25 protein-coding genes are annotated in these 24,480 nt (G+C 69.1%); 15 read left to right on the top strand and 10 right to left on the bottom strand.

Going from position 1 to position 24,480, the window contains the following annotated elements; genetic code table 11:
• Positions 1–65 precede the first annotated feature (65 nt).
• From FHR82_RS11215 to FHR82_RS11205, 3 genes are read right to left on the bottom strand one after another with little or no spacing between them, the layout of a single operon-like run.
• The gene (locus FHR82_RS11215) at positions 66–950 is read right to left on the bottom strand and encodes a carbohydrate ABC transporter permease (RefSeq protein ID WP_184810195.1); all 885 of its coding nucleotides are present in this window, start codon (positions 948–950) and stop codon (positions 66–68) included.
• Positions 947–1,942 carry a carbohydrate ABC transporter permease gene (locus FHR82_RS11210; RefSeq protein WP_221463611.1) on the bottom strand — a complete coding sequence of 332 codons (996 nt, stop codon included), beginning with the start codon at positions 1,940–1,942 and terminating at the stop codon, positions 947–949. Before FHR82_RS11210 ends, FHR82_RS11215 begins: the two co-directional genes overlap by 4 nt.
• Before the next feature lie 4 nt (positions 1,943–1,946).
• Positions 1,947–3,221 carry an ABC transporter substrate-binding protein gene (locus FHR82_RS11205; protein WP_221463610.1) on the bottom strand — a complete coding sequence of 425 codons (1,275 nt, stop codon included), beginning with the start codon at positions 3,219–3,221 and terminating at the stop codon, positions 1,947–1,949.
• Positions 3,222–3,535: 314 nt separating this feature from the next.
• Between FHR82_RS11205 and FHR82_RS11200 the strand changes: the two genes are divergently transcribed.
• A complete protein-coding gene (locus tag FHR82_RS11200) occupies positions 3,536–4,597 on the top strand; it encodes a zinc-dependent alcohol dehydrogenase (RefSeq protein ID WP_184810193.1) in 1,062 nt (353 codons plus the stop codon).
• Positions 4,594–5,406 (top strand): sugar phosphate isomerase/epimerase family protein, encoded by an 813-nt coding sequence (locus tag FHR82_RS11195; RefSeq protein WP_184810192.1) that lies wholly within the window; start codon positions 4,594–4,596, stop codon positions 5,404–5,406. Before FHR82_RS11200 ends, FHR82_RS11195 begins: the two co-directional genes overlap by 4 nt.
• A gap of 58 nt (positions 5,407–5,464) precedes the next feature.
• On the opposite strand, the gene FHR82_RS11190 is transcribed toward FHR82_RS11195, so the two are convergent.
• Together FHR82_RS11190 and FHR82_RS11185 are read right to left on the bottom strand one after the other, a co-directional pair.
• Complete coding sequence (locus FHR82_RS11190) at positions 5,465–6,700, bottom strand: acyl-CoA dehydrogenase family protein (protein WP_184810191.1); 1,236 nt, start codon at positions 6,698–6,700, stop codon at positions 5,465–5,467.
• Positions 6,701–6,734: 34 nt separating this feature from the next.
• Entirely contained in the window at positions 6,735–7,340 is a 606-nt protein-coding gene (locus FHR82_RS11185; protein ID WP_311771013.1) for a TetR/AcrR family transcriptional regulator, read from the bottom strand.
• Positions 7,341–7,558: 218 nt separating this feature from the next.
• Here FHR82_RS11185 and FHR82_RS11180 point away from each other — a divergent pair, with 218 nt between their 5' ends.
• A complete protein-coding gene (locus FHR82_RS11180; RefSeq protein ID WP_184810188.1) occupies positions 7,559–8,413 on the top strand; it encodes an alpha/beta fold hydrolase in 855 nt (284 codons plus the stop codon).
• A 163-nt stretch (positions 8,414–8,576) separates the two neighbouring features.
• On the opposite strand, the gene FHR82_RS11175 is transcribed toward FHR82_RS11180, so the two are convergent.
• Both FHR82_RS11175 and FHR82_RS11170 read right to left on the bottom strand, forming a co-directional pair.
• A complete protein-coding gene (locus tag FHR82_RS11175; RefSeq protein ID WP_184810187.1) occupies positions 8,577–8,945 on the bottom strand; it encodes a hypothetical protein in 369 nt (122 codons plus the stop codon).
• A gap of 245 nt (positions 8,946–9,190) precedes the next feature.
• On the bottom strand, positions 9,191–9,820 hold the full coding sequence (locus FHR82_RS11170) for a hypothetical protein (RefSeq protein WP_184810186.1): 630 nt from the start codon (positions 9,818–9,820) through the stop codon (positions 9,191–9,193).
• Positions 9,821–10,108: 288 nt separating this feature from the next.
• Between FHR82_RS11170 and FHR82_RS11165 the strand changes: the two genes are divergently transcribed.
• Positions 10,109–11,143 (top strand): hypothetical protein, encoded by a 1,035-nt coding sequence (locus FHR82_RS11165; protein ID WP_184810185.1) that lies wholly within the window; start codon positions 10,109–10,111, stop codon positions 11,141–11,143.
• A gap of 184 nt (positions 11,144–11,327) precedes the next feature.
• On the opposite strand, the gene FHR82_RS11160 is transcribed toward FHR82_RS11165, so the two are convergent.
• Positions 11,328–11,792: a MarR family winged helix-turn-helix transcriptional regulator gene (locus FHR82_RS11160; protein WP_225943778.1), complete on the bottom strand. Its 465-nt coding sequence runs from the start codon at positions 11,790–11,792 to the stop codon at positions 11,328–11,330.
• Positions 11,793–11,911: 119 nt separating this feature from the next.
• Between FHR82_RS11160 and FHR82_RS11155 the strand changes: the two genes are divergently transcribed.
• The 5 genes from FHR82_RS11155 (at position 11,912) to FHR82_RS11135 (ending at position 16,896) form a co-directional block, all read left to right on the top strand.
• Positions 11,912–12,316, top strand: coding sequence for a DUF3040 domain-containing protein (locus tag FHR82_RS11155; protein ID WP_184810184.1), 405 nt, complete (start codon positions 11,912–11,914; stop codon positions 12,314–12,316).
• Between the two features lie 35 nt (positions 12,317–12,351).
• Entirely contained in the window at positions 12,352–13,233 is an 882-nt protein-coding gene (locus FHR82_RS11150; RefSeq protein ID WP_376706400.1) for a slipin family protein, read from the top strand.
• A 226-nt stretch (positions 13,234–13,459) separates the two neighbouring features.
• On the top strand, positions 13,460–16,084 hold the full coding sequence (aceE, locus tag FHR82_RS11145) for a pyruvate dehydrogenase (acetyl-transferring), homodimeric type (RefSeq protein ID WP_184810182.1): 2,625 nt from the start codon (positions 13,460–13,462) through the stop codon (positions 16,082–16,084).
• Positions 16,074–16,376 carry a DUF3040 domain-containing protein gene (locus FHR82_RS11140; RefSeq protein ID WP_184810181.1) on the top strand — a complete coding sequence of 101 codons (303 nt, stop codon included), beginning with the start codon at positions 16,074–16,076 and terminating at the stop codon, positions 16,374–16,376. The genes aceE and FHR82_RS11140 overlap by 11 nt, the downstream gene beginning before the upstream one ends.
• A 184-nt stretch (positions 16,377–16,560) precedes the next feature.
• Positions 16,561–16,896: a hypothetical protein gene (locus tag FHR82_RS11135; RefSeq protein ID WP_184810180.1), complete on the top strand. Its 336-nt coding sequence runs from the start codon at positions 16,561–16,563 to the stop codon at positions 16,894–16,896.
• 161 nt (positions 16,897–17,057) lie between these two features.
• Here FHR82_RS11135 and FHR82_RS11130 read toward each other — a convergent pair whose 3' ends face one another.
• Positions 17,058–17,492 (bottom strand): FAD/NAD(P)-binding protein, encoded by a 435-nt coding sequence (locus FHR82_RS11130; RefSeq protein ID WP_184810179.1) that lies wholly within the window; start codon positions 17,490–17,492, stop codon positions 17,058–17,060.
• A 110-nt stretch (positions 17,493–17,602) separates the two neighbouring features.
• Here FHR82_RS11130 and FHR82_RS11125 point away from each other — a divergent pair, with 110 nt between their 5' ends.
• Positions 17,603–17,977, top strand: coding sequence for an MmyB family transcriptional regulator (locus tag FHR82_RS11125; RefSeq protein WP_221463609.1), 375 nt, complete (start codon positions 17,603–17,605; stop codon positions 17,975–17,977).
• Positions 17,978–17,990: 13 nt separating this feature from the next.
• Here FHR82_RS11125 and FHR82_RS11120 read toward each other — a convergent pair whose 3' ends face one another.
• Entirely contained in the window at positions 17,991–18,896 is a 906-nt protein-coding gene (locus FHR82_RS11120) for a LysR family transcriptional regulator (RefSeq protein WP_184810177.1), read from the bottom strand.
• Between the two features lie 82 nt (positions 18,897–18,978).
• On the opposite strand from FHR82_RS11120, the gene FHR82_RS11115 reads away from it, so the two are divergent.
• The 5 genes from FHR82_RS11115 to FHR82_RS11095 all read left to right on the top strand — a co-directional run bounded on the left by FHR82_RS11115 (position 18,979) and on the right by FHR82_RS11095 (position 24,472).
• Positions 18,979–19,704 (top strand): SDR family oxidoreductase, encoded by a 726-nt coding sequence (locus tag FHR82_RS11115; protein WP_184810176.1) that lies wholly within the window; start codon positions 18,979–18,981, stop codon positions 19,702–19,704.
• Positions 19,705–20,048: 344 nt separating this feature from the next.
• A complete protein-coding gene (locus FHR82_RS11110; protein WP_184810175.1) occupies positions 20,049–21,608 on the top strand; it encodes a sensor histidine kinase in 1,560 nt (519 codons plus the stop codon).
• Positions 21,599–22,285 carry a response regulator transcription factor gene (locus FHR82_RS11105; protein WP_184810174.1) on the top strand — a complete coding sequence of 229 codons (687 nt, stop codon included), beginning with the start codon at positions 21,599–21,601 and terminating at the stop codon, positions 22,283–22,285. The genes FHR82_RS11110 and FHR82_RS11105 overlap by 10 nt, the downstream gene beginning before the upstream one ends.
• Before the next feature lie 117 nt (positions 22,286–22,402).
• On the top strand, positions 22,403–22,933 hold the full coding sequence (locus tag FHR82_RS11100) for a hypothetical protein (RefSeq protein WP_184810173.1): 531 nt from the start codon (positions 22,403–22,405) through the stop codon (positions 22,931–22,933).
• 228 nt (positions 22,934–23,161) lie between these two features.
• Positions 23,162–24,472 (top strand): RICIN domain-containing protein, encoded by a 1,311-nt coding sequence (locus tag FHR82_RS11095; protein ID WP_221463608.1) that lies wholly within the window; start codon positions 23,162–23,164, stop codon positions 24,470–24,472.
• Positions 24,473–24,480: the final 8 nt, after the last annotated feature.

The following is a 24,480-nucleotide window of genomic DNA, read 5'->3' as shown; positions in this document are numbered from 1 at the left end:
GGCCTTGCCCGTACGGGCGGATCCCGCTGCGGCTCCGCGCTGTCGACGTGCCGCCGGTGGTCGTGTCATCCCTTGTCCGCTCCGCTGGTGAGGCCTTCGGACAGCAGGCGTTCGGTGAGGAAGAACAGGACGACGATCGGTACGGTGATGACCACCGACCCGGCCATCAGGACGGTGGTGGGGATCTCGACGGTGCCCGAGAGCTGGGCGAGGCCGAGGGAGACGGTCCAGCGGTCCCGGCGTTCGACGAGGAACAGCAACGCGAACAGGAACTCGTTCCACGCGATCATGAACACGAAGATGCCGGTGGCCACGATCGACGGCACGGCGAGCGGCAGGCTGATGCGCCGGATGACGCCGAGGCGGGTGAGGCCGTCGACCATGCCCGCCTCCTCGACGCTCTCCGGGATCGTCTCGAAGTAGTTGCGCAGCATGTAGATCGCGACCGGGACGGTCTGCGCGATGTACACGAGCACCAGGCCCGCCAGCGACCCGCGCAGCTGCAGCTTCGTCAGCAGCACGAACAGCGGGATCGCGGTCACGATGGCCGGGAACAGGTACACCATCAGGAGCAGCGCGCTGACCTTCCTGCGCCCGAAGAACTCCAGACGGCTCACGGCGTAGGCGCCCGGGATCGCGACGACCAGCGCCACCAGCACCGACGCGGTCGCCACGATCGCGCTGTTGCCCAGCAGCGACAGGAAGCCCTGCCCGCCGTCGGTGACCGGGCTCAGCACCTCCTCGTAGGTCGCCCACGTCAGCGTCCTGAAGTCCGGCAGCAGGGAGTCCGGCCGCATGAGCAGGTCCTCGATGGGCCGGACCGACAGCATCAGCATGTAGTAGAACGGCACCAGGGACGCGAGGAGCGCCAGCGCGATCACGACCCAGCGCAGGACCCCGAAGATCCCCCGCTCCACCCGGTCCCTCGTCCACGGCCGCGCGGCACTCACGTCCGACCTCCTCCGTTCCGCCGTCGCAGCAACCACATGTAGAAAGCGAGCAGGACCACGAGGACACCGGCGAGGAAGACGGACTGGGCCGCCGCCGCGCCCACGTTCCGCTGCACGGTCAGCAGCTCGTACACCCGGATGCTCACGACCTCGGTGCCCGCGGCGCCGCCGGTGAGCAGGAAGATGTCGTCGAACTCGTTGAAGGTCCAGATGGTCCGCAACACCACCAGCACGGCGAGGATCGGCATCAGCTGGGGCAGCACGACGTGCCGGAACCGCTGCGACGGGGTGGCGCCGTCGATGGTGGCCGCCTCCTCGAGCTCGCCCGGGATCGCCTGCAGCCGGGCCAGGACGAACAGGAACACGAACGGGAAGTACCGCCAGCCCTCGAACACGATGACCGTCAACAGCGCGGTCGGCACCGGGATGTCCAGCCCGAACAGCGAGATCTCACCCCGCGCCTGGGACAGGAACGCGACCGGGTCGTCCCACCCGAACAACCGGCGGCCCCAGCTGTTCACGATGCCGAACTCCGGGTTGAGCAGCACCTTCCACACGAACGTCACGGCGACGATCGGTGCCACGTACGGGATGAGCATCGCGGCGCGCACGAAACCCCTGCCGAAGAACGGTTTCCGCAGTGCGAGCGCGACGCTCACGCCGAGCACGAGCGCGAGAAACGTCGAGCCGGCCGTGTAGACAACCGTGGTGAGCAGGGTGTCCCACAACGTGTTCGAGCCGAACACGCGCGCGAAGTTCGCCACCGTCAGGTTCTCGAACAACCCGGTGCGGCCGATGCCGATCAGCCGCACCCGCTGGAACGCGATGAGCACCGACCACGCCAGCGGTACCAGGACGACCGCCGCCACGATCACCAGCGTCGGGGTCATCAGCAGCAACCCGCTGCGTGCGTTCCGCTGGGCGAGCGTCTTCCGCCCACGCCGCCCGACGACCCCCGGACCCGCCGTCCGGGGCTCTTCAGTGCGCGTCACGGCGCTACGAGCCGAGCTCTTCGGCGATCGTCACGGTCTGCTCGTTCGCCTCGCTCGCCGCGGCCTGTGCGTCGCCCGTGCCGTTGACGAGGTTCGCCAGCGCCTTCGGCACGACGAGCTGACCGGTGACCGCACCCGCCAGCTCACCCTTGCGCTGGGTGAAGCCCCACCGGGTGAACGTCTCCGGGCTTTCCTCGACCGCCTTGAGCGTCTCCGCGTCGTAGAACTGCGCCAGCGGCGCCTTCGTGTCCACACCGGCGTCGAGACCGCGCCACTGCTCCACGAAGGCCTGCGGGTCGTCGGCGGTGCCGGTGCGCACCGGCACCTTGCCCTCCGGGGCGACCGCGAGCCAGTCCGCGTAACCGTCGCCCATCAAGTAGGCCACGAGCTGCTTCGCGTCGTCCGTCGCGGCCTCCTGCAGGATCGCGAACGACACGACCTCGCCGAAGGTGCTCGGCTCCGACCCGTCCGGACCGGTCAGCCCGGCCACCACGCCGGTGTTCTTTGCCAGGAACGCCTTGTCCGCCTGGCACTGCGGGCAGGTCGGCAACGCGTCGTTGCGCAGCCCGGCCAGTTCGTCGAGCAGGAACGACGACCAGATCACCATCGCCGCCTGCCCGGAGAAGTACGTGGCCCGGGTGGTGTCGACGTCCTGGTTGCCCGCGACCGAGTGCTCGCGGATCAGGTCTCCGTAGAAGCGGAACGCCTCGACGCACTGGTCGCTGTCCAGCGCAGGCTCGCCGCCGTCGTCGACCAGCTGGCAGTCGTTGGCGAGTGCGATGTGCTCGAAGGTCTGGTGGGTGAAGGCGTCGGCGGGCGTGGTGCTGGCGGCGATGCCGGCCACGTCGCCCTGGTCCAGCTTCTCCGCGGCCGCCTGGATGGCTTCGTAGCTGGTCGGCGGCTCGAGTCCGGCCGCGGCGAAGAGATCCTTGCGGTAGTAGAGGAGCTGGGCCCAACCGTCGCTCGGCACGGCCAGCTGTGTGTCGCCGTCCCGGGTGAGCGTGAGCGCCCGTTCCGCGAACGTGTCGGCACCCAGCTCTTCCACGACCTGCGCGGCGGCCTCGGTGTCCAGCAGCTCGTCGGTACGCAGCTGGTTGACGATCGGCAGGGACAGCGCGCCGATGACGTCCGGCAGCTCGCCGGAGGACGCGGCCGAGGACAGCACGGTGGTCAGCTGTCCCTCCGCGATGGCGACGAGTTCGGTCTCGATCCCGGTCTTCTCCGTGAACTCCGCGAGCAGCCGCTCCTGCGCCTGTACCCGGTCCGCGGTGTCCTCCACCGTCCAGACCAGGAGCGTTCCGTCTCCGCCTCCCGAATCGTCACTCCCGCACCCGGTCATCGCGAGTGCGATCGGTAAAACCACGACCAGTGCCCTGATGCCCCGACGAATCATGTGCACCTCCTGCCGGTGAGCCAGCGGACAGCGAAACAAATAGAGACACCCGCGGACAACCCTCAATCCGGTAACGAAAGACGGTCTCCAGCGGAGTGCGAGCCAGTCGCAATCCGCTCCAACCATGCTCATGGTCTGCACGGAACACCGCACCGTGCGGCAGGTTCCCGATCGACCGCGACGGCGCGAGGGAGAACTCGGTGGGCACGGTGGTCCAGTTCGTCGGCAAGCGCCGCGTCGAGGTGACGGAGACCGGCGAGGAACCGCTCCCGCCCGCCGCGCTGCGCGTGCGCACGATGTACTCCGGCATCTCGGCGGGCACCGAGCTGACCGCGTACCGCGGCACCAACCCGTACCTCAACCGCGCGTGGGACGAGCGGCGGCGGTTGTTCGTGCCCGGTGACGCGTCCGCGCCCTACCCGGTGGCGGGTTGGGGGTACTCGGAAGTCGGTGTGGTGACCGAGGTGTCGGCGGATGTCGCCGGGCAGCCCGGGATACCCGTCGTCGACGACGTGGTGTGGGGCATTTGGGGGCACCGCAGCGAAGCCGTGGTCCCGGCAGCCAAATTGGCCGGACACGCGATCCCCGTCGGACTCGATCCGCTCGCCGCCACCTTCGTCCGCGTCGGTGCGGTCGCGCTCAACGCGGTGCTGGCCGCCGAGTCGCACCTGGGTGAGGTCGTGACCGTCTTCGGGCAGGGGGTGATCGGCCTGCTCGCCACCCGGCTGTTGACCCTGTCCGGGGCACGGGTGATCGCGTGTGACTCGATTGCCTCCCGGCTGGCCACGGCCGCCGCCTTCGGTGCCGCCGCGACGGTGGACGTGCGGGAGACGAGCGCGGCCGAGGTGGCTCGTTCGCTCACCGGCGGGCGCGGCGCTGACGTCGCGGTGGAGCTGTCCGGCACGCATCTCGCGCTGCACGAGGCGATCCGATCGGTCGCGGTCGGCGGCCGTGTCGTCGCGGCCGGGTTCTACCAGGGCGACGCGATCGGGCTGCGCCTCGGCGAGGAGTTCCACCACAACCGCGTCGAGCTCGTCTGCTCACAGATCGGCGGACCCCCGCCGCGACTGGCGGGCCGGTGGGACCAGGAACGCATGAACACCACATTCCTCGGGCTGGCCACCGACGGCGCGATCGACCCGGTGCGGTTGGTGAGCCACCGGGTCCAGGTGCCCGAGGGCGTCGCCGCGGCGTACCAGTTGCTGGACGAACGCCCGGCCGACGCGCTTCAGGTCGTACTCGACTACACGGAGGCCGAGTGATCCGCGTTGCCTGCCAGGAACAACTGCTGCCGGGCGCGGACCTGGTGGAGAAGTGGGAGTTCGCGACGGCAGCCGGCTACGCCGCGATCGAACTGCGCGGCAAGGGCGAGCTGGCGCTGGAGAAACGGCTGCCCGAACTGCGCGGAGCCGCGGCCGCCGGTGTCGTCATGCGTACGGTGTGCGTGGACATGCTCCACTTCTTCGGCGCCTTCGCCCCCGACCTGCGCGCCGATGCGATCAGGCAGATGCGTTCGCAACTCTCGGTCATCGCCGAACTCGGCGGTACCGGCGCCATGACCCCGGCGTCCTACGGCATGTTCTCCCGGCGGCTGCCTCCGTTCGAGCCGCCCCGCAGCGAGTCCGAGGACCGCGAAGTGTTGTTGACCGGCCTCGCCGAACTGGGCGAGCACGCGGCCCGCGAGGGCGTGACCCTCTTCCTGGAGCCACTCAACCGCTACGAGGACCACATGGTGAACCGCCTCGAGCAGGCAGCGAACCTGATCGACGAGATCGGCCTGTCCTCGGTTCGCATCGGTGCGGACACCTACCACATGAACATCGAGGAGGACGACCCGGCGGACTCACTGGTGCGGTGGGGTTCCTACATCGGACACGTCCAGGTCAGCGACTCGAACCGCTTTCAGCCCGGCACCGGCCATGTCGGCTGGACCGCGGTCATGACGGCCCTGACCGCCATTGGCTACGCCGGTGACCTGGCCCTGGAATGCCGTCTGCGCGGCGACCCCGCCGAAGCGGTCGCGGCTGTCCCCGCATTCCTCCACGACGCCGCCCGGCAACGAGGAAGCTGACGAACCAGCTGGTCCGAGGGCTGCCGTCGACGGGGTGCGACTATCCGTTGGAGCGCGGTCAGGCCATGCCCGAGGCGGCGAGCGGGTCGTAGCCCGGAGTGCGGAACAGCGCCTGCAACTGCCTGCGGCGCACGCCGGTGTTGCTTCCTTCGATGATCGGGTACGACAGCGCGTCCACCAGGTGGCGGATGATGGGGTGCTTCTGGTCGTAGGCGGTGACGCCGACGATCTTGACGAGGTCGTTGACGACGTCGATGCCGGTCTCGGAGCCGAAGATCTTGCTGTGCAGGGCGAGCTCTGGTCCGCTGGGGTGCGCGGACATCACGGCGTCGAGCGCGCGCCAGGCGAGCAACCGGACGGCTTCGATCTTTCCCTTGGCGTCGGCCAGGACGTCGGACACGGCTTGGTGCTCGATGATCGGTACCGGGCCGCCGCGCTTCTCGGTGAGGGCGAAGCGGTAGGCGATGTCGAAGGCCTGTCGCATCGCGGCGGTGGCGAAGATGCCGATCGACGCGCCGCTGGGGAGGAACGCGTTGCGGGTCAGCGCCACGCCCTGGCCTTCCGCCCCGAGGAGGTTGCCGCGCGGAACGCGCACGTCGACCAGTCGGACCCGGGTGGTGAGGCAGCCCTTGAGTCCTGGGAGGTCGTAGTACTCCTCGACCTCGATGTGGCCGGCCAGGTGTTCGCGTTCGGCGACGATGAGCGAGATGCCGCCGGGGGTTCGGCAGACGATGGTCATGATGTCCGGACCGTTGCCGTCCCAGCCGCACAGGTGGGACGCCCAGGCCTTGCGGCCGTTGATGACCCACGCGTCACCGTCACCGACCGCGGTGGTGCGCGTCCCCTGGCCGGGCCCGTCGGCGTCGAAGTTCGCGCTGCCCTCTGGCTCGCTGAAGGCCATCGCCGCCAGCGGTGCGCCGGAGTCGGCCAGGAAGGGGCGGACGAAGCGTTCGACCTGCTCTGGTGTGCCCACCTGGTAGACGGGCGCCAGCGCGATGAGCGGACCGGCCATCGAGATGACGAAGTCCGGCATCTCCGCCGCCCACTCCTCGAGGAAGATGGCGGCGTCGACACCGCTTGACGCGCTGCCACCGAACGGTGCGGGGATCAAACCCTTGAGAAATCCCGCGGCGACGGCGTCCTCGAACGCCGGCCGCAGCAGCAGCGCTCGCGTCCTGGGGTCGGGTTCCGTGCGCGTCGCCGCGACCAGGTCCCGCAACCGTTCCCTGGCGAAGCCGCGGGCGGCCGCCTTGAGCTGTTCTTGCTCGGGGGTAAGGAGGAACGAGACCGTCATCGGTGTGACCCCTTGCTCGGTGGTGTCGTTCGGCTCAGAAGACGTGCGGCGGCTGGCCGAGGTCAGCCGGTGCGCCGACGTGCGTGGCGGGCTCCCGATGATCGGCTCCGCGCGGAGCCGACCCGTAGAGTGCGTGGTCGACCAGGCGTGTGGCGACCGATGCGTCGAAGGGCACCTTCAGCACGAGCAGCCGGTGGTAGCAGGCGCCCCACAGCTGGTCCACGATGATGTCGAGGTCGGCATCCTCGCGCAGCTGGCCTTGCAGCTGGGCGACGCGGAGGCGCTCACGCGCGAGCTCGCGACGCGGTCGCGCGTAGGTTTCCGACCACGCTCGGGCGAGATCGCGGTCCATCTGAGCCGCGCCAACGAGCTCGGACATGGGCTGCTCGGCGCCTTCGTCCTTCAGCCAGCGGACGAACGCGCTGAGCTGAGTGATCAGGTCGGTGCGCACGTCGCCGGTGTCGGGGAACTCCAGCACTCGCCGGCTCCGGACGAAGTACGCCTCGGCTGCGAGCGCGCCAGGGGACGGCCACCACTTGTACAGGGTCGTCTTGCTCGCTCCCGCTTCGGTCGCCACCCGGTCGAACGTGACCGCTCGCACGCCGTCTCGCAGCAGGATGCGCCCTGCCGCGGTGAGCACAGCGGCGCGCACCTCGGCGGCAGGCCGCCGGCCTCGGCCGGGCCGGCCGGGAACGTTCTCGGACATGGCGCTCACCTGTGGACAAGTTGTTCATTTCGGGCGTACGTTCATATGTGAACAAGTTGTTCATATGTTATCGGTAGGTGCGGCCATCGACAACAGCGGCGTCGAGCGGGGCCACCGAATCCCTTGGCACATCGAGTCATCAGGGAGTGCTGATGCCCACCACCTCCACGCTGGTGTTCGTTCACGGGTTCTGGCACGGCTCCTGGTGCTGGAGCGAGGTCATCCCGCACGTGGTGGCCGCCGGTCGCTCCGCTGTCGCGGTGGACATGGCGGGGCACGGGCTGCACACCCGCAGGCCGCGTTGGCTCACCGGGAGGCCGTACGACCCCGGGGCGGTCAGCACGGAGGTCTCGCCCGTGGCGGACGTGAGTCTCGACGATGCGGCCGAGCTGCTGACCGCGCAGGTCAAGCGGATCGGCGGCGGCGAGCCGGTTGTCGTGGTCGCCCACAGCGCCGCCGGCCCCGTGCTGACGCGCGTGGCCCAGCAGACGCCAGAACTGGTCACGCACGCGGCATACCTCTCCGCGTACATGCCCGCATCCGACGAACCGGCCGTGGCATACACGCGGATTCCCGAGTCCGCCGACGACCAGGTCGCGCCGTTGTTGCGGGGCGACCCGGCCGAGACCGGCGCGCTGCGGCTGGACCTCGCCACGGACGACGCGGACTACCGGCAGCGGCTCCGCGAGGCGTTCTACGGTGACGTGGACGCGGTTCGTGCCGACGCCGCCACCGGCCTGCTGACACCCGACGGTCCGGTCGGCATCATGCTCGGCACCACCACCCTGACCCACGACGGCTGGGGATCGGTGCGGCGCACGTACCTCACCTGCGCCAGGGACATGGCGATCCGCCCAGCCCTACAGGCGAAGTTCATCGCCGAAGCCGACGCGGCGTTCCCGGACAACCCGACGTCCGTCGTCCCGCTCGACGCCTCCCACTCGCCATTCCTCTCCATGCCCACGGCGCTGGCCGAGGTCGTGATCAACCTCGGCGGGCGGCCTTGAGTTCGTCGACGTCGAGTCCTCTGCGCGGCCCTTTCCAGCGGGGTGCGGCTTCCCGCATCGAGATATGCGGTGTAACCGCCGGAACAGCGATTTCGCTGGCCGGGAAGAGAAATCCCGGCCAGCGAAATGCGGAATCGCGACGTCTTCCAGAAGGACGTGACGACTACTTGGGCCACAGGTGACTCGCGGTGCAGCCACCGTCGTTCTCGCAGACCTGCAAGTAGATTCCCGCCGAGGTGGCCGGGATCAGACCGGTGATGTCCCGCACGCCGCGGTCAGGCCCGGCGCAGTCAACGTCGTACAGGTACTTCCAACTGTCCGACACTCCCTCGTTGTGCCACCGGACGTAGGCGCAGTGACCGTCCTCCTCGCGGTCCTCGATGATCACCACGTCGTCGCTGGCACGGAAGCGGCCCCTGTCGTCGCCCTGGTACTGCCAGAACTCGTGGTCGGCCGACGCCGGCACAGAGCTCATCCCGATAGCCATGACGGCGCCGGCGATCGTCGCGCCCAGCTTGCCCGCAAGCTTCATCGCTGCCTCATTCCTTCCACCTCAAAGGCTGGCGCGGTAAACCCCAATAGCTCGCCAAGCCAGGTCAACTGGAATATCGATGACGTCCCGAACCGGAGCCACCAGACATCCCCGTCGCACACCTCGGGACTTCTGTTACGCAGGTCACCCTGGAAGACTAATCGTGCTGTGACAGGCACACTGTGAGTTGCCCTGGAATACATTCCACTCATGCAATGGCGCCGCGGGCGCGGCGGTGGCCGGTGTCAGCCGATGCGGAAGGAACCGATCACGTCGAGTCCACTGAGGACGCCGACAACCGTCAGCGCCAGGCACGCCGCCGCGGCCGACAGGACCCACGCGCGACGCCGCGACGCCGCGACGAACATGTAGCCGAACGCCGCCCAGAGCAGGCCCTCGACCAGGAACCACGGCTCGTTCAGCAGCAGGTCCTGGAGGTCGGCGACATGCCGGTCGTACCACCGCCACACGTCCGAGGGGAGCATCGTCGGGTGCACGCCGGTCAGGCTGAGCACCCGCAGCGTGCTGTTGACCAGCGCATGGGTGCAGCAGCCAACGGCCGCGAGCCAGCCGAGCACCGGCAACGCGCGGCGCAGACCGGGTACGCGCACCGCGACGACCGGCAGTACCGCGGCGACGAGGATGATCGCCGCGCCGACGGCATTGATGACGCGGAACTCCACATCGGACAGCGGCTCGCCGATCATGCCGAAGGTGCCACCGGCCGCGTAGTACGCCCGGTAACACGCGTACGCGAACGCCCACAGGCCAAGGACCCACGCGAGTCGGCGCCCGGTGCCCGCCAGGGGAACCGGTGTTCCGTCCGGAACCGGTGGCTCCTGGCCGCGCACGCGCGCCGGCACCACACGAGGCATGATCAGTCCATTCTCCGGCAGGGTCGGGACCCGTGTCCGAGCCGGTGTTGGTCGAATGTCGCTTGTGAAGCTCGCACATCGGTGCTGAGAGTTCGCTGATAGCAGCGATCCGCCATGTCCATTTGCGAACCGGCGGGATTGTCCGGCGCGCCCCTGCAAGGCTCGGCGCTCGTGCTCGAGCAGGCGGTGACGCCGACGCGACGCGCGCCGCGCGAGCCGCTGAAACTGCCGGACAGTTGCGGGATATTTGGCGATCGACCACGCCGCTGGTCTGGCAAACTCCCGAAAATGTCCGATACACCTGACACACCTGAGACGCCCGGCTCGTCGGATCGAAGACCGGACGAGTACCCGCAGCCGCCGCAGCAGCAGTGGCCTGCCGCGCCAGGGGGCTGGCGGCCGCCCCTCAAACCCGGTGTGATCCCACTGCGCCCGCTGGGGTTGGGCGACATCCTCGGTGGTGCGTTCGCCACCATGCGCACCAGGGCCGCGCTCATGCTCGGGGTGACGGCCGTCGTGGTGATCATCACCCAGCTGTTGACCTTCGCCGTCACCTTCCCGCTGCTCGTGGAGCTGAGCGAGTCCGTCGTGCCGGACCCCTACACCTCCCCGTACGGCGCAACCTATGTCTCGTCGGGGGACGTACTGCGGCTGGCCGGCCTGACGATGCTGGTGGCGCTCATCGGGCTGGTGCTCGCCATGGCCTCGCGGGTCTTCCTCGCGGGCTTCTTCACGGTGGTCGTCGGCACGGCCGTGCTCGGTCAGCGGCCGTCCTTCCGGGAGGTCATGCGGAGGGTCCGGCCCCGGCTGCTGCCGTTGTTCGGACTGACCCTCATCTACCTGCTCGTGCTGGTCGCGGCGGGTGGCGTCGTCGGTGTGTTCATGGCCGCCAGTCCCGCGTTCGGGCTGCTCGTGCTGCTCGGCGTGGTCGTTATCGCGGCATGGCTGGGGATCTTGTTCTTGCTGGCCACCCCCGCGTTGGTGCTGGAGGGCGTCGGCGTCAGGCGGGCGTTCGGACGGTCCCGGGAACTGGTGCACGGCGCGTGGTGGCGGATCTTCGGGATCACGTTGCTGACGGGGCTGATGGTGGGCTTCGCCGCGTTCGTCATCGCCCTGCCGTTCGAGGTGATGGGCGGTGGCTTCGCGGCCTCCGTCACACCGCTGACGACGAACTATCTTGTTCTCAGCACCATCGGCGCCGTCATCGCGAGCACGGTCACCGAACCGTTCGCCGCGGCCGTCACCGCGTTGCTCTACACCGACCAGCGCATCCGGCGCGAACGGCTCGACATCGAACTGGCCAGGACGATGACGACGTCCTGAGCCGGAATCGCGTGTTTGCCACCCGGGGGCCGGGGCTGCTTGTGATGTGGCGAGCTCCGGTCGACCAGGACCCGGTAGCCGTTCTCGGGGCCGACCCGGCGAGCCCGCATCTCCGGCCGTGCCTGTCGCCGTGTCAAGACGCACCTCCCGCAGGTGTCGCCCGTAGAGCCTCGTCGGGGGGAGGTCAGGGCGCGGTGGCCGCACCGTCTCCGGGGGTCCTGCCCCAGGCCGGAGGTGTCAGGGCGGCGCCCATGCGTCGCAGTTCCTCGCGATGCAGAGCGCTCAGCCGTCCCAGGATCGACTGTCCGTCCTCGGTCAACTCCACCCGCACCGCCCGTGCGTCGGTCGGGTCGGGTGCCCGCACCACGAATCCTTGTTTCTGTGCCCGGTTGACCAGTTCGACCACGCTGTGGTGGCGCAGTTGGAGGCGGTCGGCGAGCTCGCGCATGGTCGCCCACTCGCGGCCGGGAAATCCCTTGAGCGCCAACATGAGTTGGTAGTGCTGCGGCGTGAGGCCGTGGCCGCGCACGATCTCCTCGCTGAACCGCAGGTAGCGGCGGATGCTGAAGCGGAACTCGGCCAACGCCTCGAAGTCCTGCTTGCTCAGCGGTTCCGGTTCCGCACGCTTCTTGGTTGCCATGCCGTTCATGACACCACGATCTTCCCCTTCGTCGTCGGACATCCCCGGCAAACTATATCGTGATACGATACTATCTGTGTGATGGTCCGAGGTGCTCACCGGACCGCGAGGCACCCAGGAGGTGTGTCGTGCTCACCGATCACGAACAGGAGACCTGGCGGGAGATCCAGCGCCGGTTGGTCGACGACCCGGATTTCCGGCCGACCTTTCACCACGTCGAGCGACCCGGACCGGGTGATCGCCACCGACGGGTCCGTTCCGGCGCGATCGTGGTGGCGCTGACGATCGTCGGGTTGTTGTTCGTCGGCCCGAACCTGCTGACCGACTCCGAGATCGCCGACCGGCAACTGCCCCCGCGGCCATCCGGGTCGCCTGCGCCGGCAGGGCTCGACCTGGGCGATTACGCGATCGGCGCGGTGTGGGCACCGGCACGAGAGTCCTGGGGCCCGGCAGGCCCTGGTGACATCCCCGTGGGCGGCCGCGTCGGTGTCTCGGCACCGCCGCACGGGTCCGCACCGTCAGCCGCGGCCTGACACACACCACCCAAGCCGCTTCGGAGGATCTCATGATCATTGTGTATGCGTTGCTCGCCATCTTGTGTCTCGGTGTGGTGGGGCTGGCGATGAGCGTTCGGGTCGTCACCCAGTACCAGCGGGGCGTGGTGTTCCGGTTCGGGAAGGTGCGAGCCGCGGTCCGTGGCCCGGGACTCGCGGTGCTGGTGCCGGTCGTGGACCGCCTGCAGAAGGTCAACATGCAGGTCATCACGATGCCGGTGCCCGCCCAGGACGGCATCACCCGGGACAATGTGACCGTGCGGGTGGATGCCGTGGTGTACTTCCGGGTCGCCGACCCGGTGCGCGCGGTGGTCGACGTGGAGAACTACACGGCGGCCATTGGTCAGGTCGCGCAGACCTCGCTGCGGTCGATCATCGGCAAGAGCGACCTCGACGACCTGCTGTCCAATCGGGAGCGGCTCAACCAGGGTCTCGAGTTGATGATCGACAGCCCCGCCCTGGGTTGGGGAGTGCACATCGACCGGGTCGAGATCAAGGACGTGGCGCTGCCCGAGTCGATGAAACGGTCCATGTCGCGCCAGGCCGAAGCCGAGCGGGAGCGGCGTGCCCGTGTCATCACCGCCGACGGGGAACTGCAGGCCTCGACGAAGCTGGCGCAGGCAGCCGAGACGATGGCCGAGCACCCGGCCGCGCTGCAACTGCGGCTGCTGCAAACCGTCGTCGAGGTGGCCGCCGAGAAGAACTCGACCCTCGTGCTGCCCTTCCCCGTGGAGCTACTCCGCTTCCTGGAACGAGCGACACCGCCCGAGCCAACCCGGTCCGGCGAAGCAGCGCCCCCATCATCGGACGAGCTCGCCTCGACCGGAAACCGGTTGCCGATCCCGCGCACGTCGAACCTCCCGGCTGTCGACCACGCCACGCCAGTCGGCGGGTGACCTGTCAGGTGGTCGCCCGATGAGATCCCCGGTCACCGCGAGAACCCCCTGCGGTGACCGGGGACATCAACCTCGGGTAGTTGATCGACATTTCACAGAGATTCGCGGTAGCCAGCTGTGGCCCGTGAGCCCTCGGCGATGGCGACGTGACGCAGAAGGCGCGGCACGGGGTTCGTCGCCGGCTCGCGCGGCGAGGTCGGCTCACACCTCAGGGAAGGGGACAGCCATGGCGTCAGATTCGTGGATCCGTCCGGCGATCGATGGGAGTCGCCTCGTCCAACTCGTCGACGTGGACCCGTCGGAGACTGGCGAGTGGCCCACCGTGTTGAGTACCGACTACGTCAACACGATCCCGCCGGAACTCGAACCCTCGTTTCCCGGTGACGAGCGGATCGAGCGGCGGATCCGGGCTTACATCCGTTGGAACGCCGCGGTCATGGTGCATCGCGCGCAGCGCCCGGGAGTCGGTGTCGGTGGCCACATCTCCACCTATGCCTCGGCCGCGTCGCTGTACGAAGTGGGGTTCAACCACTTCTTCCTCGGCCACGACGCCGAGGGCGGCGGCGACCAGATCTTCTTCCAGGGCCATGCCTCGCCGGGCATCTACGCCCGCGCCTTCCTCGAGGGCCGGTTGTCCGAGGACCAACTGGACGGCTTCCGGCAGGAACTGTCCCACCGTGGACCCGGCGGCGGGTTGCCGTCCTACCCGCACCCTCGGTTGATGCCGGACTTCTGGGAGTTCCCGACCGTCTCGATGGGACTCGGTCCGCTCAACGCGATCTACCAGGCCCGTTTCAACCGCTACCTGCACGACCGCGGCATCAAGGACACCAGCCGCCAGCGCGTGTGGGCGTTCCTCGGCGACGGCGAGATGGACGAACCGGAGTCGCTCGGGGCCATCGGCGTCGCGGCCCGCGAAGGGCTGGACAACCTGACGTTCGTGGTGAACTGCAACCTGCAACGCCTCGACGGGCCGGTCCGCGGCAACGGCAAGATCATCCAGGAGCTGGAGTCGTTCTTCCGCGGCGCGGGCTGGAACGTCATCAAGGTCATCTGGGGCCGCGAGTGGGACCCACTTCTGGCCGCCGACACCGACGGCGCGCTCCTCGGCCTGATGAACGCCGTCCCCGACGGGGACTTCCAAACCTACAAGGCCGAGTCCGGGTCGTTCGTGCGCGAACACTTCTTCGGCCGCGACCCCCGCACCCGGAAACTGGTCGGCCACCTGACGGATCAGGAGATCTGGGGCCTCAAACGCGGCGGGCACGACTACCGCAAGCTCTACACCGCCTACAAAGCCGCCACCGAACACACCGGCGCACCCACGGTGATCCTGGCCAAGACCATCAAGGGCTGGACACTCGGCTCGCACTTCGAGGGCCGCAACTCCACCCACCAGATGAAGAAGCTGACGCCGGCGGACCTCAAGGGCTTCCGCGACCGGCTCTACCTCGACATCCCCGACAGCGCCCTCGACGAGAACCTGCCGCCCTACTACTGGCCGCGCAACAGCATCGAGAAGGAGTACCTGCACGAACGGCGCCGCGCGCTGGGCGGCTACCTCCCCGCCCGCACCGTGCGGGGTACACCGTTGGTCCTGCCGGGAGACCCCGCCTACGCGGTCGCACGTCGCGGCTCAGGCCGCCAGCAGGTCGCCACCACGATGGCGTTCGTCCGGCTGCTCAAAGACCTGATGAAAGACCAGGAGATCGGCCACCGGTTCGTGCCGATCATCCCGGACGAGGCACGTACCTTCGGCCTCGACGCCCTGTTCGCCACCAAGAAGATCTACTCACCCCACGGCCAGACCTACCTGTCGGTGGACCGCGACCAGATGCTGAGCTACCAGGAAGACGCCGCCGGCGTGCTGCTCCACGAAGGCATCACCGAAGCCGGCTCGACGGCGTCCTGGACGGCGGCGGGCACGTCCTACGCCACCCACGGCGAACCGATGATCCCGATCTACGTCTGCTACTCGATGTTCGGGTTCCAGCGTACGGGGGATGGGCTGTGGGCCGCGGGGGATCAGATGACCCGCGGGTTTCTGATCGGCGCCACCGCCGGCCGCACCACCCTCAACGGCGAGGGTCTGCAACACCAGGACGGCCACTCGCTGCGGCTCGCCTCGGCCAACCCCGCCTGCATCGCCTACGACGCCGCGTACGCCTTCGAGCTCGGCCACATCGTGAAGGACGCGCTGCGCCGGATGTACGGTCACCGACGCGACGGTGAGAGTCCGGACGTCTTCTACTACCTGACCGTCTACAACGAACCGATCGCACAACCGCCGCAGCCCGACGACGTCGACGTCGAGGGCATCCTCGCCGGCATGCATCGCTACTCCCCGGCCAGCCACGGCGCCGGACCTCGAGCACAGATCCTCGCGTCCGGCATCGCCGTACAGTGGGCGTTGCGAGCACAACAGCTTCTCCACGAGGACTGGGGCGAGCCGGCCGACGTGTGGTCGGTAACCTCGTGGACACAACTGCGCCGCGACGCCCTCGCCGTCGACGAGTGGAACCTCACCCATCCCGGTGAACCCCGGCGCATCCCCTACGTCACCCGTCGCCTGAACCAGGCTCCAGGCCCGGTGGTCGCCGTGTCGGACTGGATGCGCGCGGTCCCCGACCAGATCGCCCGGTTCGTTCCTGGTGACTGGTCCTCCCTCGGCACCGACGGGTTCGGCCTGTCCGACACCCGGCCGGCCCTGCGCCGCCACTTCGCGGTCGACGCGCAGTCGATCGTCCACCGCGTCCTGCACCAGCTGGCCAGCCGCGGCGAGGTGGCGGAGTCGACGCCCGCCAAGGCCGCCGCCGCATATCGACTCGATGAGGTGTGTCGTGCTCAGTGACCGCGAACGCAGAACCCTGCGCGAGATTCACCGTCAGATGGTCGTCGACGACCCGGACTTCGAACGGTCCTTCCGCACCCTCGCGGCAGGGCCCCCCGACCCGACCGCCATGCCGCCGGCTCAGCTTCGGTGGGCGTACACGGGAGTCATCGTCATCGCGATCCTTCTCGCGACTGTCTCGCTGCTCGCCGGATCAGTCGGCGGCACGCTCGCCTTCAGCGTGATCGCGGGAGCGGTGTGGTTCGCCCAGCGCCTCGAGAAAGCCGTCACAGAACGCACACTCGACGACTGACGGACCGGTTCACAAGGCCTCGTCCCGCCGTCCGGCCGGGATTGACCACGGCCGAACTCGAAGGCAGCCAAGGGGTGCGTCGATGCCGCGGCTGGTACGGGTGGATACGGGCAGGAGAGTGTCAGCGGCGATCTGTAGCCTGACCGGGGTTGCTGTCGCGGTCGGGGCTGTCGGAAGGTTCGTCATGTCTGAGCCGGGAACGCCTGCTGATCGGAGGCCCGATGAGGAGCGGAGTGCGTCGTTCGACGAGCTGATGCGGCTCGAGCGGAGTCAGCACCGGCCGCCGGTCAGTGGGCTCGCGGTCGCCGCTCTCGGGTTCGCGGTCGCGTTCACGGGCCTCGCGGTCTTCTTCGGTGCCTTCGCACTCGTCGTGGGTGCCGCGGCGCTCGTGTTCGGGGTGTTCGCGCTGCCGCAGATCAAGCACCGTGAGCGGCGCGGGTTCGGGTTCGTCCTCGCGGCACTGGCGGTCCTCGTCGTCGGCGTGGTCTTCATCGAGTCCGTGATGAACCTGCTCGACTGACGCCTCTTTCCGAAGGTCGACCGTCTTCAGCCACCGGGATGGCGAGATCGGCGATGTCGTCCGGATCCGACCAGCAGGCGCGAACCCGCTCCAGCGTTCGCCGTCGGCCGGCGCGGGGTTCGAGGCCGGTGCCACGGTTGGTGTCCGGTGGCCTCGGCTACTCAGTGCGCGGCCGCGGTCATGATCGGCCGGTCGACTGCCGCCCCCAGGCTCGCTCTGGCGACCGCGTCCGCGTCGCTGAGGATGACGGAGTTCACGCCGGGCCGGATGCCAGCCGCGGTGATCCAGTGCACTGTCTCGGTGGGGACGCCGAAGGCGAAGCGACGCGGATGCGGGCACCCGTTGGCGTCCACGAGGTGATAGGGGCGCTGGGTCACGGCCAAACCGCCGGTCGGGTACGAGCCGCCGTCGAGGATCGGAATCCGATGCAGCCGGGACTCCCCTCTGGCCAGCAGATTGCGGATCAGCGGATCGGTCGTGTGTCGCAGATCCGTCTCCGGAAGGCGCGCCTCGATCAGCGTGGTGGCCCGTTCCCGCACATCGGGAAACATCAGCGAGCCGGCCACGAAGCAGTGGTCCGTCGCGTCGTGCGTCACGGTCAAACCCGGGCCCATGACCGAGACCACGCCTGCGTCGATCAGCGCGATCAGCTCCTCGACCCGGTGCGCGGGCCGACTGGCGCCTGGCCCGCCGCATGACCGCCGCGATGCTCCGGTTGGCGGCCGGCCGAGACCCCCTCAACCGCGATCTCACCGCGCTCATCGGGGAACTGTCCACGCTCAGCCCGCAGTTCCGCGAAGACTGGGCCGAGCAGGACGTGCACGAGCACCGCACCGGCCGGAAGACCTACCGCCACCCGGAGGTCGGCGACCTCGACATCACCTTCGACGTGTTCGAGATGCCTGGCGAACCCGGACTGTCCATCTGCACCTACACCGCAGAAGAAGACTCTCCCTCCGCCGACAAGTTCGCGCTCCTCGCCAGCTGGGCAGCCACCCAGGAATTCGACGTCCACCACCGAACCGACTCCGACGCCGGCCCTCATCGGGGCAGAACGACGCCCGTGCGGAGTGACGACTGACATCCGCTGGTGGCTACGGCGCGTGACGTCCGCGCTGGAGGCGGGCCGCGGCTGCGGGAAGCGCGTTGCCGCGTAGGGCCGTCGCCGAGTGGATGAGGGAGGCGATCGCCGGTGAGTGGCTGTTGGGCGGCCATGCGATCACCGTGGTGACGTCCGGTGCGTCGACGACGGGCACCGCGACGTGTTCTGGCCACTGCCAGGCGCGGCTGGAGCTGGGGATGACGAGCAGCGTTTTGCCGAGTGCCACGAGCTGGGCGAGCTGGGACTGGGTGCGCACTTCCGGTCCGGGACCGTCCGGGTAGGACCCGTCGAGCCGGGGCCAGCGAGCGATGGGCAGGCCCGGCACGTCGCTGACGTCCGCCATCGTGAGCTGGTCGCGGGACGCGAGCGGGTGCGCCGCGGGAAGGATCGCGACCTGGCCCTCGACGTGGAGGTCCTCGGTGTCGAACCCGGCGAGGTCGTCGAACGGGCGGTGCATGAGTGCCACGTCGGCGTGCCCGTCGCGCAGCAGTCCTGCCTGCTCGCCGACCTCGCACAGGAGGACGTCGACCGGTGCCGCATCGGCGTCGCCCGCACACGCGTCGAGGAGTCGTCGCAGCAGGTCGTGGGATGCCCCGGCCTTTGTCGCGAGCACCAGCGGCCGTTGCGGATCCCCGGCTCGTCGCGTCCGGCGTGCCACGGCCTCGACCGCGGCGAGGGCGGTTCTGGCCTCGCGGAGCATCACCCTGCCGGCGTCGGTGAGCGCCGCTCCACGCCGGTCACGGTCGAGGAGCTGGACCCCGAGGCGCTGTTCCAGCCGGCGGATCGCGCGGGAGAGTGGCGGCTGTGCGATGCCGAGCCGGTCCGCGGCGCGGCCGAAGTGCAGTTCCTCGGCCACGGCGACGAAGTACCGGAGTTCGCGGGTCTCGAGATCGTGCACGAACGGAGCCTACGCCTGATACCCGGCGAGTATCACAGCGTACTGAATCGATCTTGGACAACGAGTGGGTGACCCGCCGACCATGGGTCTGGTGAACGACACGAAGACCGCGCTGGTCACCGGCGCGAACAAGGGAATCGGTTTCGCCATCGCCCATGGGCTCGCAGCGCTGGGCTTCACGGTCGCGGTGGGCGCGCGCGACGACGTCAGGCGTGCGGAGGCCGTCGAGCGTTTGCGCGCCTCGGGCGTCGACGCCTTCGGGGTCGCCCTCGACGTCACCTCCGACGACAGCGCCGCCGCAGCGGCAGCGACCGTCGCGCGGACGGCAGGGCGGTTGGACGTGCTCGTCAACAACGCCGGCATCGCCGGCCGGCTCGACGGCGGCGCGCAAGACCCGACGACGCTCGACCTCGACGTCGTCCGCACCGTCCTCGACACCAATGTGCTGGGGGTTGTCCGCGTGACGAACGCGATGCTCCCGCTGCTGCGCCGCGCGGACTCGCCGCGCGTCGTCAACGTGTCGAGCAACATGGGCTCGCTCACGCTGCGGACCGGCCCGGTCATGGCCGCCTACGCACCGTCGAAGTCGATGCTCAACAGCGTCACAGTCCAGTACGCCCGCCGGCTCGCGGACACGAACGTCATCGTGAACGCCTGCTGCCCCGGCTACGTCGCGACCGACTTCACCGGCTTCAACGCACCGCGGACGGCCGAGCAGGGTGCCGCGATCGCGATCCGGCTCGCGACCCTGCCAGATGACGGCCCGCGCGGCGGGTTCTTCGATGACGAGGGCGTCGTCCCCTGGTGACCCGAGCCGTGCGTGGTGGAGCCCGCGACGCTCGCGAACAGCACGCGCTCGGCACCGGTGACGCGGTCGGCGAACCACGTACCGGCCACAGTGGACAGACACGCCGGACCGTCTACGCGCGCCGTTGTCCGACGGCTGGACACCACAGCTAACATTCACGGCATCTGGTGCGAGAATCACGTTGTGGGCACCGACGCCCGGACCGTTCCTGATCGCATCCATTCCTGGAGGTTCCGCTGTCCGCACGGAACCTCGGCCCTCCACTCGGGACGACGATCGCGCTCGGCTTCGCGGCCCTGCTGATCACCATCTCCGCACCGGTCGCGCACGAGCGGTGGACCGACGTGGCGTTGCACGGCTTCGGCATCCTCGCCATCGCCATCGGCGCGTGGATCTGGATGGGCACGTCCCGGCCACGGATCGGCGCGCTCATCGTCCTCACCGGAGCCGCTTTCCACCTCGGCGACCTCCGGACCAGCACGTCCGAACCCTGGTTCGCGATCGGCTTCTGCCTCGCCTACCTGTGGACCGCGGTCCTCGCGCACATCGCCTTGTCCCTGCCGAACGGCAGGCTGGGCTCGACCGGGGCCCGCGCCCTCGTCGCCGTGGCCTACGCCGGCGCGGCAGGCACCCAGATCGTGCGGTACGTCGTCGACTCCCCAGTGCCGCCGTGGTGGTGGAACCACAATCCAGGGCAGCACACCGCGACAGCCGTGGCGAGCAGCGTGGTCTACGTGGTCGTGACCGTCGCGACGCTGGCCGTGGTCGTCCGCCGCTGGGTCCTGGCCTCCAGCCTGCGTCGCAGGCACGGCGCCGCGCACTGGGTCATGGTCATGATCGCCGGGCTCGGCGGGATCGCGGCGGCGCTGGTCGCCGCGTTCGGGGCCTCCTCGGGTGCCCGTACCGTGTCGCTGTTCGTGTCCTGCGCCCTGGTCGTCGGCGCGGTGCCGCTCGCGGTCGCGGCCCGCAGGCTGCACCACGAGCTGGCCTGCGCGCGGGCGGCGAGGGCCGTGCTCGGGCGGTACGGCGATCCACACGAGTCATCGCCCGTCGTGTTGCAGCGCGCGCTGGCCGACGCGGTCGGTGATCCGACGCTCGTCCTGCACTACGCCGACGACGGCGGCTCGTTCATCGACGTGCACGGAGCGCCTGTGACGTTGTGCCCGTCGCCAGGGCGTGCGGTGACCCAGGTGCACCGGGACGGAGCGCTGGTCGCGGTCGTCGAGCACGACGAGACGCTCGTCGAACAACGTCGAGTGGTCGATGTCGCGCTGGACATCGCGGGTCTGGCGATCACCAACTCGGTCCTGCGCGTCGCGGCACGCCCGACACCGGACGTCGCGTTCGTCGAACGACATCGCATCCAGCGCGACCTGCACGACGGCCCGCAGCAGCAACTGTTCGGCGCCATGCTGCTGCTCGACATGGCCCGCACCGGTGCGATACCGGCCGACGGCGCGCTGAACAGGGCGCACCGGTTGATCGGCCAGGCAGTCGCCGAGCTGCGCGAACTGACGCAGGGGATCTACCCGGCGACACTGGTCGAGCACGGGCTCGCCGCGGCGGTGGCGCAGATGGGGGAACTGTCGCCCATCCCCGTGCTCGCCGACGTCCCGGCGGGCCGTTGGCCGCCGGACCTCGAGCTGACCGCCTACTTCCTGGTCGCCGAGGCCGTCGCGAACGTGTACAAGCACGCCAACGCGTCCGCGGTGGTGATCACGGTCCGGGAGGCCGAGGACACGCTCGTGCTGGAGGTCCGCGACAACGGTGCGGGCGGCACGGGCGAGCCGCGGGCCCTTCGCCTGCGCGCTGCCTCGGTCGGCGGCTCGGTGGCTGTGTCGAGTGAGTCGGGCCGCGGCACCACGGTCTCCGCCCGGCTGCCGATCGGGATGCCATGCGGGTAGGGATCGTCGAGGATCATCTGCTGCTGCAGGACATCCTCACCGAAGGCCTGCGCGGCCGCGGCCTGGACGTGGTCGGTGCGGCAGCCGATGTCGAGTCGGCCACCCGCCTGGTCGACGCCGACCCGCCGGACGTCCTCCTGCTCGACATCAGGCTGCCACCGGACCACCGCGACGAGGGCCTGCGCCTGGCCGAGCTGGTGCGGGCCAGGCACCCGGAGGTGGGGCTCCTGGTCCTGTCCACCCAGGGTGAGGTGTCCTTCGCCCAGCGGCTGCTCGGTATGCCCGGCGAGTCGCGAGCACTCGGGTACCTGCTCAAGGACCGGGTCGGCAACCTGGACGAGCTGATCGACGCCCTGCACCGGGTCGGCAAGGGCGAGGTGGTGATCGACCCGCAGCTGATCCGCACGCTGATGACCGGCCCTCCGCGACCGAAGAACCCGCTCGACCTGTTGAGCCCGCACGAGCGCCGCGTGCTCGCCCTGGTCGCGGAGGGCCGGTCGAACCTGGGCATCGCCGAGCAGATGACCTGCCGGGTCGGCACCGTCGAGAAGCACCTGTCGGTGATCACAGCCAAACTCGGCCTCGGGTCACTCGGTGAGGCGAACCGCCGCGGGGTCAACGTCCGGGTCCTCGCCGCGCTGGCGTACCTGCGCGGCGCGGGAGACCTCGCCTGCTGAGTGCCACCGGGTTTTCCTACCTTTCCGCCGGAGGTTTCCCCATGCCCCGCACCCGGCTCGGCACGCCACCCTGATGACGGGTGCCGACAGGCGCCCGTCCACTCGAGGGAGGAACTCATGAATCTCAGAACCGGCGCCATCGGACTCCGAACGCGTGCGGTCGCCGCCGCCGTCATGCTGACCGCGGGCCTCATGGGGATGTTGACCGCGACCGGCGCGAGCGCGGACCCGATCGGCACCTGCGGCGCGGTCTCCAAGTTCACGATGACGTTCAAGACCGGTGGCGACGACCTGCGCTACAACTCCGAACTCATCGTGGCCATCAAGGTGTCGGGCATCACGGAGCCGATCCCCCTGAACCCCGTCTTCGGACAGTTCTCGAACCACACGACGACGGTCAAGGCCAACATCACGTTCGCGACGACGGGTCTGACGGTCAACTCGTGCTCCATCCGGGGCCAGGAGCTGACCCTCGTCTCGCATCCGAACGGGTGGGAAGGGCCTGACAACTGGGACATGAACAGCTTCTCGATCGTGGGGCACACCAGCGCCGGAGTCGCGAAGTACCAGAACCACTCCGGCCCTGGCTTTCCTCGGTTCCGGTTCACCCAGAGCAACCCGACGCTGTTCGTGAACGACCCGGTCTGACGCTCGACCGGCAACCGGTCCCACCGCGATCTCCCGCGGTGGGACCGGACGTGTTCCCGGTGGCTGGCCGTGCGGGTGTGTTAGCGATAACAGTGATCGCGAAGCATCTCGGCACTCCGCCATGAGATCCGTTGACGGGAAAATCCAAGCTCCCTCTTGAGTGGGCGGGCAACATGCTGTTAACGTTCACATAGAATAGTGGCGCCCGTCACACCGCGGAGGTCATCCGTGAACGGACAGCTGAAACTCAGACGCTGGCTGGCCCGGCTCAGCCTCGTGGCGCTCACCGCGGCCGCCACCGCGGTGACCGGTGCACCACCCGCACAAGCCGCTCCCGGCTACGTCTACACCACGTTCAAGGGAGACGCCGCCGCCGACCAGGAGCTCTGGGTCTACTCATCGGCCGACGGCACGAACTTCAGCGCATTGGCCGACACCGGCTACCGCGGCCCGTCCGGCGTGCTGCGCGACCCCAGCATCATCCAGCACAACGGGCTCTACTACATCGCCCACACCGTCCAGTCGTGGACCACGAACTCGACGCACTTCAACATCGCCGCCAGCCCCGACCTGGTCAACTGGACGCACGTGACCAGCGTCAGCTCCGGTGTCGCCGACACGCGATTCACGTGGGCGCCCGAGTTCTACGTCGAAGGCGGCACCATCCGGATCATCGTGAGCATCTCCCAGACGACCTGCTCCAACTGTTTCCGTCCCTACGTCTTCACCGCCCAGAACAGTTCGCTGAGCTCCTGGAGCGGACCGGTGCAGATGGGTGGCCTCGGCTACAACTACATCGACACCTACGTCGTGAAGTCGGGCAGCGCCTACCACGCCTTCACCAAGAACGAGACCTCCAAGTACATCGAGCACTGGACCAGCACGAGCCTCACCAGCGGGTGGAGCAACCAGGGGTCGTTGTGGAGCTCGGGCTACGAGGGGCCGGCCGTACTGCGGATGAGCGACGGCTCCTGGCGCATCTGGATCGACAAGTACACCAACGGCGGCATCTGGACGGCCACCAGCTCGAACCTGAACTCCTGGTCCGGCCTGAGCCAGATCACCTGCCCCGGTTGCCGCCACGGCACGATCCTGCCGGTGGCCGACGTGCCCGGCTCGGCGCCGGCCTACCGCGTGACCAACCGCGACAGCGGCAGGGTCATGGACGTCGTGTCGGCCTCCACCGCGAACAACGCCGAGATCAAGCAGTGGGGCTGGCACGGCGGCGGCAACCAGAAGTGGACGTTCCAGGACGCCGGCGGCGGCTACTTCCGCATCGTCAACCAGAACAGCGGCAAGTGCCTGGACGTGCCGAGCAGTTCCACGGCCGACGGGGCCAACATCATCCAGTACACCTGCGGCAGCGGCACCAACCAGCAATGGCAGTGGCAGGCCACCGGGAGCTACTTCCGGCTCGTCGCACGGCACAGCGGCAAGTGCCTCGACGTCGTCGGCTCCGGCACCGGCGATGGCGCCGACATCCAGCAGTACACCTGCGGCACCGGCAACAACCAGCAGTGGAGCCGCACCCAGGTCTGAGTGCACCC

It is taken from the genome of Actinophytocola algeriensis, from assembly GCF_014203735.1.
In the GTDB taxonomy this organism is placed as follows: Bacteria; Actinomycetota; Actinomycetes; order Mycobacteriales; family Pseudonocardiaceae; genus Actinophytocola; species Actinophytocola algeriensis.
The sequence above is the reverse complement of the archived record's forward strand: the minus strand, read 5'-3'. Positions and strand labels throughout refer to the sequence as shown.

Excerpts from the sequence above, each read along its gene's own strand:
- FHR82_RS11190 (WP_184810191.1), bottom strand. The coding sequence starts at position 6,700 with ATGACGGTCTCGTTCCTCCTTACCCCCGAGCAAGAACAGCTCAAGGCG.
- FHR82_RS11180 (WP_184810188.1), top strand. The coding sequence starts at position 7,559 with ATGCCCACCACCTCCACGCTGGTGTTCGTTCACGGGTTCTGGCACGGC.
- FHR82_RS11175 (WP_184810187.1), bottom strand. The coding sequence starts at position 8,945 with ATGAAGCTTGCGGGCAAGCTGGGCGCGACGATCGCCGGCGCCGTCATG.
- FHR82_RS11170 (WP_184810186.1), bottom strand. The coding sequence starts at position 9,820 with ATGCCTCGTGTGGTGCCGGCGCGCGTGCGCGGCCAGGAGCCACCGGTT.
- FHR82_RS11165 (WP_184810185.1), top strand. The coding sequence starts at position 10,109 with ATGTCCGATACACCTGACACACCTGAGACGCCCGGCTCGTCGGATCGA.
- FHR82_RS11160 (WP_225943778.1), bottom strand. The coding sequence starts at position 11,792 with ATGAACGGCATGGCAACCAAGAAGCGTGCGGAACCGGAACCGCTGAGC.
- aceE (WP_184810182.1), top strand. The coding sequence starts at position 13,460 with ATGGCGTCAGATTCGTGGATCCGTCCGGCGATCGATGGGAGTCGCCTC.
- FHR82_RS11135 (WP_184810180.1), top strand. The coding sequence starts at position 16,561 with ATGTCTGAGCCGGGAACGCCTGCTGATCGGAGGCCCGATGAGGAGCGG.
- FHR82_RS11125 (WP_221463609.1), top strand. The coding sequence starts at position 17,603 with ATGCTCCGGTTGGCGGCCGGCCGAGACCCCCTCAACCGCGATCTCACC.
- FHR82_RS11115 (WP_184810176.1), top strand. The coding sequence starts at position 18,979 with ATGGGTCTGGTGAACGACACGAAGACCGCGCTGGTCACCGGCGCGAAC.
- FHR82_RS11105 (WP_184810174.1), top strand. The coding sequence starts at position 21,599 with ATGCGGGTAGGGATCGTCGAGGATCATCTGCTGCTGCAGGACATCCTC.
- FHR82_RS11100 (WP_184810173.1), top strand. The coding sequence starts at position 22,403 with ATGAATCTCAGAACCGGCGCCATCGGACTCCGAACGCGTGCGGTCGCC.